Raw genomic sequence first — 9,131 nt, forward strand, 5'->3', positions numbered from 1 at the left:
ACCTATACCTACGGCGTAACGGAAGAGCACTACCTGGCAAGACTGAAGGTCACCGACGATGAGGGGAAGATGGCTTATGGTTTTGCCCAGGTATACATCGAGGGATCACCGCCTGTCGCGAATTCAGGTGGACCCTACACCTTTGGAGAAGAGGTTGCGGCCAACGGCATCTATACGGTTACGCTTGATGGTAGCGGGTCGACCGATGATCAGGGCATTGAAACATACGCATGGGATTTCGACGACAGCGACGGCATTCAGGTCGAATCAACGGATATCGCGCCTGTCCACGCTTACGATGCCGTGGGTATCTATAACGTTACCCTCACTGTATCCGACCACGCCAGGCAGCAGGATACGGTCACCACGACGGTAACCATAACCAGTTCCACACCGCCTGATGCACAGCACGGCGGGCCCTATACCATCGGTGAAAACGATGCGGTTGGTGGCACCTGGACGCTGAACCTGGATGCCTCCGCCTCGTCGGATGATGTGGGTATCGAGAAGTATGAGTGGGATCTGGACGCTGCCGACGGTTTTCAGGTGGATGCGACCGGGGTGGCGCCTGAAGTGACATACACGGTTCCTGGCGACTATACAGTGACGCTGCGTGTCTATGATCACGCACTGCAGATGACCGAGGTCACGACAACGGTGTCGGTGGTGATGGGAGCTGCGCCGGACGCCTCGCATGGCGGTCCTTACGCTCAGACCGAAGATAATGCGGTGGGCGGCAATTGGAGCGTGACGCTCGATGCGTCGGCCTCCACAGACGATTCCGGCATCTTCCTCTACGAGTGGGATTTCGACGCCTCGGACGGCATCCAGGTCGATGCAACCGGTGAGGCTGTGGACGTTACCTATACAAGCGTCGGTGACTACACCGTGACAGTGAGGGTCTATGACAATGCCCTGCAGATGACTGAGGTGACCACAATCGTCAGCATAACAGCCGGCGGTGTACCGGTAGCGGATGCCGGCGGCCCCTATGAATTCGATGAGAGCGACGCCAGTCACGGTATCTGGACCGTCAACCTGGACGGTACGGGCTCCACGGATGACATTGCTATCTATAAGTACGAATGGTTCTTAGAGCCTACGACTTTTGACTTTGCCGGTACCGTCCTGGACAACTCACAATGGATATTCAGCGTTACAGATGTGACCCAGAATAACGGCGTCACTATAGTAGGCGTCGGCAGCGGCCGTTACCTTTTCAGCCAGGCCGATTCTTTAAGGAGAGATGGGACGACCTTCCAGGCCCGCATCCTCCCTGAAAATATGTCTGGCAATCAAACCGCCAGCTGGGGGTTTAAGAATACATCTACCGATTACCATTGGGACCAGATGACTCATGCCATCTATTTTAACAATGGTAGCATCAGGATCCTGGAGGATGGCAGCAATAGAGGGACGAAGGGTAGTTATACAAGAAATACCCTTTATGACATCAAGATTGTCTTAAAGGATCAAGGGGCCGGATACTACTTTAAGCCTGCTACATCGAGTACATGGACGCTTCTCTATGATTCCGACTACTCCAGCGCCTCCCTGCTGAAGGCAGGGGTGACCGTTTTTTCAGGTACTTTCCGCCTGGATGAATTGATCATGGAAAAAGGCGCTACTGCTGTTAACCCGGACTTTAGATTCAAAACACCAGGCACTTATGCGGTAACCTTGACCGTTAAAGACAATGCCCTTCAGGCAGACAGTAATACAACAACGATTGACATTGTTGACGGCGCACCGCCGGTGGCGAATGCCGGCGGGCCTTATACGGCTGAGGTGGGTGGCTTAGTCAACTTTGACGGGACAAGCTCGACAGATGACAACGGAATAGAGACCTATGACTGGACCTTCGGCGATTCTACCGGCGGCCCTGCAGGCGCAGACCTGCCTTACAAAGGTAAAGGGGCCACGCCGCGGCACATCTACAGGCAGGTAGGCACATACAATGTTGACCTTACCGTAACGGACAACACCTTCAAGTCCGATGCCGACTCGACCACAGTGGACGTGATCGTCGGGAATCCCCCGGTGGCCAACGCCGGCGATCCCTCCCAGGCAGGGGTCAATGGTCCGCCGGCCTATTTTGACGGCGCTGGTTCTACCGATGATTACGGCATCGTAGAATACCGCTGGGATTTTTATGACAATTTTGACAGTGATGGTGACGGTGATCCCACGAATGATATCGATGCTGTCGGGCCAAATACATTCCATATCTATACTGCTGCTACCGGGACATATTTCAACGAGCCATTTGACGGCACGGTCATCGACAGCACAGCCTGGCTCACCGGCCGCGTCACCACCCAGGATGACAAAATATCCATCACCGGCGGGGGTGTTTCCAGTGGATGGGGTGTGCAATATATCTTCAGTACCGCCAACTATGACCGGGGGCACGCGACCTTCCAGGGCCAGGTGCTGCCGGTCAATCTGAGCGGTCTCCAGGATATGGTGTGGGGCCTGAAGAACGACAGCGCCCTTTACGGCTACAATATTACCCATGGGATATACTTTGGTAACGGAGACATCCGTGTCTATGAGAACGGAGTCAATCACGGAACCTTCGGCACCTATGCTCGCGGTCTCCTTTACGATGTCAGGATCGTCCTTAACGGCGCCAAAGGTGCAAGTTACTTTATAAAGGAAGCGAGTCAGAGCGCCTGGACAAAGCTCTATGAGTCCACAGCCAACATAACAACGACACCCCTTAAGATTGGCGCAACGCTCCTCAATGGCACCTTCGAGTTCGATAACTTCTCCGGTGGCGTCCCTGATTCTTATGTTGCCACTCTTACCGTGGAGGACGGCGCAGGCCAGACCAGCGTTGATTCAATCACCGTATCGGTAGCGCCCAACCTGCCGCCCGACGTCATCACCGTGCCCTGGGTGGCCCACGACCCGACCGTGCCTCATGAGACCTACAACGGCAAAGCGGTCCGTTTGAAAGGAATTGTGAGGGACGCAGATCCGGCAACTTTCCAGTGGGACTTCGGTGACGGAACACAGTCGGCAGTGACAGATGTCATAGACTCCTATGACCTCTCTGTGACCCATCTCTATCCGAATGCGCTACAGGGGACCCCCTTTGTGGCCACCCTCACCGTATGGGACAGCCTGGGGCAGTCCGGCTCCGACACCTACAATGTGGTGGTCAAAACCAGGGACCAGAGTGTTGAGACGAATATAGCCATTGACGAGGGCCTCTGGTATCTCCACCAGCTGCAGACACGAACGACCGATAGCGGCTATCGCCTGGGCAACTGGACAAGTGGTAACTCAGTTGCTGCCACTGCGTCTTCCATACAGGCATTTGAGGTAAACGGCCATTTTGAGGGAGGGGACAACAGGGAGAATCCCTATGTGGAGACCGTAGACCGCGGTTTTAAGTATCTCTTTACACAGATGGCTTCCCAGGCCATCGGCGTCCAGGCATACGGTGAGCCTGATACAAACGGCAACGGTATAGGAATAGATACCGGGGCCAATAATGTTGGTTATATAGGCGGCATGGTCATGGATGCCATCGCCTCCAGCGGCAGCCCCCTTACACGCACGATAACAGGGGGAGCCGACATACTCAGGAGGAGCTATTTTGACATCCTGACAGATATGGCAGACCAGTATAGCTGGGGTCAATATGACCATGATACGTTTGGCGGCGGCTGGAGGTATTCATGGAATCAGGCGCCTGATAACTCGGCGGCCCAGTGGGGGGCAATTGGCTTGCAAGCTGCTGAGGATATCTTTGGCATCCCCGTCCCCCAATGGGTGAAGGATAGAAACGACGTCTGGCTAAATTACAGTTACAACGGCACAGGTTTCGGCTATTCCTATGCGGGAAATGGTTCGTCAACAACACCTTCAGGGCTGGTCCAGTTGGCCTTTGACGACAAGACCACAAACGATGGCCGCTGGGAAACCGCTGAAGCCGATCTGGCCAATGACTGGAATAATTGGATTGATTTAGTAACGACCAATAAAAATTATTATGCCTTCTTTGCCTTTACCAAGGCGATGCGCCTGGCAAATCCCGAGCCTGTTGTAAAACTCAAAGCAACGGGTCTTGATTGGTATAATGACCCGGCCTGGGGACTGGCGCGCATTATCATAGATGACCAGCTGCCAAGCGGGATGTTCCAGGGCCACGGTGGTTTAGGCAGCTGGGTGAATGAGGAACTGCGTACCTCCTGGGGTGTGATCATCCTCAGCCAGACTCTCTTTGTCCAGCCCCCGGTAGCGGACGCAGGCCGTGACATGGTCTGGGCGGTCAACCTGCCCCTCACCCTGGACGGCTCCGGATCATTCCATCCCGACCCCTTCAGGCAGATCGTCAAGTACGAATGGGACTTTGACGGAGACGGCGTATTCGACAGTACCGGCAGCAGCCCAACTGTCACCCATACCTATACCGATGACCCTGTAACCCTGCCCAAAACCTATACAGTGGCCCTCAGGGTAACGGACAACAACGTCCCTGCAATAACAGACACGGATACCGCCCAGGTAATCATAGCCGTGCCGCCTCATCCGCCCATATCCGTACCGGGTGGCCCCTACACCTGTACCCAGGGTCTGCCCTGCACACTGGATGGATCCGGCTCCTTCGACATAGATCCCACCGACTTCATCGCCCGCTTCGAGTGGGAACTGGACGGCATCTTCCCGTTCGACTTCGGCGAAGCGACCGGCAGCAACCCGTCGCCGGTATTCAGCAACCTGGGTACTTTCAATGTCGGTCTGCGGGTTTGGGACAACGCCGTTCTCAATGACCTCGATGGCGACGGCGAACTGGATGAGGACGAACGTCTGAGCGATCAGGACTTCACCACCGTGACCGTGGTGGCGAACCTGGCACCGGTCGCAGATGCCAACGGTCCCTACACGATGAATGAGGATGACACCGTCAACCTGGATGGTACAGGCAGTTACGATCCCAACGGTGATTCCCTGACCTACGGTTGGGACTACAACAACGACGGTGTCTTTGATGATGCCAGCGGCCCGGCGCCTACCTACACCGGCCTGGATGACGGTATCTACCCGGTCGAACTCCAGGTGAGTGACGGCCTGCTCAACAGCACTTCAGCCACCAGTGTCACAGTGAGCAATGCTGCACCCGTGGTCGAGGCCGGTCCGGACCAGAGCGGCGTCCTTGGCGACACCATCGCCCTGACTGGCAACGCGCACCGATGTGGTCGTGCAGATACCAGCCACCATCGACTGGGGTGACGGCACCGTCGGGCCAGCACGGTGACACGGGGCGCAGGCGCAGGCGGCGTGGCAGGCAATCATGTCACGCGGCGGACGGCAGCTACACCGTAACGGTCCTGGTATCGATGATGACGGCCTCTTCGGCGGCGACCCCAGCCAGGTGAATCTCGCCACCGCCAATGTCGGACCCACGGCTAATGCGGGTGGTCCCTACGATCAACGAAGGCCAGGGTGTCACCCTCGACTGGCGTGGCTCCATCGATCCGGACAGTGGCCCGAACCTCAGCTACGCCTGGGATCTGGACGGCGACGGCCAGTACGACGATGCCACCGGCGTTACCGTGACCCTGCCGATCCAGCCAGACAACACCAGCTTCAGCGTCGGGATCACTGGCGTCAGCGTCATAGATATATGATTCATCGGTAACCGCATTCAATAACGGTGCCGATGTGAATACCGGGTTTTGATTGGGTAGAGGTGTTACCACAATAGTGAAGGACTGTTCGGCAAAACCTCCCTGCCCGTCCTCTACCCTTATTCTCACAATCTGATTACCGATCTGCGATCCGTCGGGTATCCAGCTCACCTGACCTGTAGCCGGATCGATACTCATTCCAGCGGGTGAATGAACCACTGAAAAGGTCAGGGGATCAGCATCAAGATCGCGGGCATCAGCGTCATAGGTATATGCCAGGCCAACCGCGGCAGCCAAGATAGGCGTTGAGGTGAATATCGGATTCCGGTTGGATGGTTGGACTACAACCACAGTGAACAACTGTTCAGCGATTCCGCCACGCCCGTCTTCAACCCGGATCTTTACTAACTGATTACCAACCTGCGAACCGTCGGGTGTCCAGATCATCAGACCAGTGACTGGATCCAAACTCATACCCGACAATGGTTGAACCAGTGAATAGATCAACGGATCGCCATCGGGATCACTGGCATCAGCATCATAGGTGTAGGTCACACCCGCCAATGCATCCAATGCAGGCGTTGAGGTGAATATCGGATTCTGATTGGATGGAGCCGTCACGATGATGACGAAGGACTGTTCGGCAATGCCGCCACGTCCGTCATCGGCCTGGATGGTCACCGCCTGATTACCAACCTGCGAAATATCAGGTGTCCAGCTCACCTGACCAGCGACAGGGTCTATACCCATGCCAATGGGTGCCTGAACCAAGGCAAAGGTTAGCGGGTCATTATCCGGGTCGCTGGCAGCAGCAGCATAGATATATGCCACACTGACCACAGCCTCCAAATCAGGCATGGAGGTGAACAACGGTGAACTGTTGAGCAGCGGTAAGTTTTCAACAGTAACCGTAAACGCCTGGCTTACACTTGAACCCTTTCCGTCGTCTACCTGTACTTCAACCGGAAAAGATCCAGGATTCTGGGGTGTCCAACCGATGCGCCCGGTGGCATTGTCGATGGCCATACCGGAAGGAGCAGACACAAGACTATACGTCAGGTTATCCCGATTGGGATCTATCGCGTTGACATCATAATTGAACTCTACGCCAACCGTACCCTGAGTGATGGCAGCCGAATAGATAAGCGGTGCATGGTTCGGAGGAACAGCGCCCCCACCCCGCCGCCGACCTCGCCGTTCACTCGGATTGGTGGCGACCACCTCCGAATAACACCAGTTACCTTGCGATAGGGCGCCTACCACATAGAGGTAGCTTTCCCCATTGATCAGTCCCAGATTAAGGTAGGTGGAATAAGTCGATGTGGTTTCCGCTATTTTTATAAAACTCCCGGGACTGCTCTGATGTGCTCTGTAGATATCGTAACGTTCGGTACCCTCCAGGTGGGTCCAGATCAGGCTGACCTGACCAGGTTTTGGCCGGGCGGAGAGGGCGAAACAGGGAGTGACACTGATTTCTGCAGTATCCGGGACAGAACGCACGTTGCTGTTGTCCACAATCAGCGTGGCGGTATACCTACCTTCCGGGATGAAGACAGCAGGAATCTGATCGGCACTGGTCGCAAATGGGCCATACCAATGATAGGAGAGTGGAATACCGTCGGGGTCTGTACCTGAACCCTGCAACATCACCTGAGCAGCGATGGGTTGATCCTTTTCCAGTATGCGGTCGCTGCCTGCATCCGCAACTGGTTGGCCCGCCACAGCAGCACCTGGCCCAAGGACTGATGTCAGTTGCTCCCACATACCCCAGCGACTGACTGAATCACAAACAGGGTGTCCAGGCATCCCATACGGGCTGCCTTGCATGAAAAGCGCTATAAAGAGGAGAACCCTGAATATTGTCCGCACTCCCGCGGGAGCATTGAACAAATCCTTATTCCTACTATCCGGTCCTGATATGCGGCACAAGTAGACAAAAAAAGCGCACAAGCTCCTTAAGCGTTTCCAGGAAACGCTTGCTCCCCTCCCTTCAGCCATCAACGATGGATAATAGCCCATGACTATTCTCCCATCCTAGGAAGCCTGCCGGGTAATACGGATTGACCGATTACCTCGGCAAGTTACTGGTTCTATCGGCGGTCAACGCAAACTGTTGCGCGGCCCCGACACCCTGAATCCTTTCTTTAATTCTTGTCCTTAGACCGCAGCCTCGTTCGTATACTCTTTCCCTGACCCGTATATCATCATTTTACCCGTTCCTACACTGATCCCGGCATCTGGTTAGCGCCTACTTCTAGAACTCCTGGCTTGCGGCGTGGCACCGGCCTCATTCGAGGAGAGGGACTCGGAACCGCCACTGACCGAAGTGACCACGTAGTAGTAGGTCACGCCGTTGGTCAGACCCGGATTGTAGTAGGCGCAATAGTCGCAGACATGCCCGCCTGCAATCAGTGCATAAGGGCCACCGGGCGTGATGCTGCGGTAGATGTTATAGCTATCAGCCCCTGCCACAGGCGCCCAGGTCAAGAAGACTTCATTCGGCTTGGGACGGGCCGACAGGTTGAAGATCGTCTGCACCGCGCCAGCCTGCACGGTCACCGTCAGGGTGTCACTGCCGACACCACCGTCTTTGTCAGTGACGATCAATGTCACTGTATAGACGCCAGCTGTCGGATAGGTGTGGCTTGGGGTCAGAGTGCCGCTCACAGGTGCGCTGCCGTCACCGAAGTTCCACTCGATGGTATGAGTATCGACCGATCCAGGATCGCTGAAGCTGCCGCTGAAGCTGGCGGTATCCCCTTCGTTGAACATCTGATCCGCTCCGGCATCCGCGGCCGGTGCAACATTGTTCACCGTCACCGTGGCGGTGGCGGTGGCTGTTAACAGGCCGTCACTGACTTGGAGTCCAACGGTGAAGCTGGTGTTGTCTGGCTGGATCGGCAGGGTCACGGTAATACCCGTGGCATCATCGTACTGGCCGTCACTGTCCAGATCCCAAGCGTAGCTGAGTGGGCTCGGGCCGCTGTCAGGATCGTTGGAGCCGCTGCCGTCGAGGGTGACGCCCTGGCCTTCGTTGATTGTGTAGGGACCACCTGCATTCGCCGTGGGGCCAACATTGGCTGTGGTGAGGTTCACCTGGAAGCTGTCGCTGCCGAAGAGGCCGTCATCATCGATTACCATGACCGTTACGGTGTAGTTGCCGTCTGCTGCATAGGCATGACTGCCTGCCACGCTGCCGCTGCCGCTGCCTGTGCCCTGTGTCACTGTGCCGGGTTCGACGGTGCCATCACCCCAGTTGATAGTTGCGGTGTGGGTATCCTCTACACCAGCATCGGTAAAGGTGGCGGGTGCCAGGGCGATGGTGTCGCCCGGCGCGCCACTCGAATCGGACCGGCCTCGACTATTGGTGCAACATTGTTCACCGTCACGGTGTATCGGCACCTATTCCACCATCCTTGTCAGTGACCGTCAGGGTGACCGTGTAGATACCGTTGTCTGCGTAGGTGTGGAGCAATGTGCGTAACTGAA

At 55.9% G+C, this 9,131-nt stretch carries 4 protein-coding genes; 1 reads left to right on the forward strand and 3 read right to left on the reverse strand.

Going from position 1 to position 9,131, the window contains the following annotated elements; translation table 11 throughout:
* Positions 1-5,244, forward strand: a 5,244-nt coding sequence (locus G9Q73_RS01220) for a PKD domain-containing protein (protein ID WP_177418125.1), incomplete at its 5' end; no start/stop codon positions are given.
* 176 nt (positions 5,245-5,420) lie between these two features.
* On the opposite strand, the gene G9Q73_RS01225 is transcribed toward G9Q73_RS01220, so the two are convergent.
* The 3 genes from G9Q73_RS01225 to G9Q73_RS20265 form a co-directional block, all read right to left on the reverse strand.
* Complete coding sequence (locus G9Q73_RS01225; protein ID WP_177418126.1) at positions 5,421-7,364, reverse strand: putative Ig domain-containing protein; 1,944 nt, start codon at positions 7,362-7,364, stop codon at positions 5,421-5,423.
* A gap of 519 nt (positions 7,365-7,883) precedes the next feature.
* Positions 7,884-9,044, reverse strand: a complete 1,161-nt coding sequence (locus tag G9Q73_RS01230; protein ID WP_177418127.1) for a PKD domain-containing protein — start codon at positions 9,042-9,044, stop codon at positions 7,884-7,886.
* The gene (locus G9Q73_RS20265) at positions 9,028-9,117 is read right to left on the reverse strand and encodes a PKD domain-containing protein (RefSeq protein ID WP_369408928.1); all 90 of its coding nucleotides are present in this window, start codon (positions 9,115-9,117) and stop codon (positions 9,028-9,030) included. Before G9Q73_RS20265 ends, G9Q73_RS01230 begins: the two co-directional genes overlap by 17 nt.
* Positions 9,118-9,131: the final 14 nt, after the last annotated feature.

Source organism: endosymbiont of Lamellibrachia barhami (assembly GCF_011947365.2).
In the GTDB taxonomy this organism is placed as follows: Bacteria; Pseudomonadota; Gammaproteobacteria; order Chromatiales; family Chromatiaceae; genus QGON01.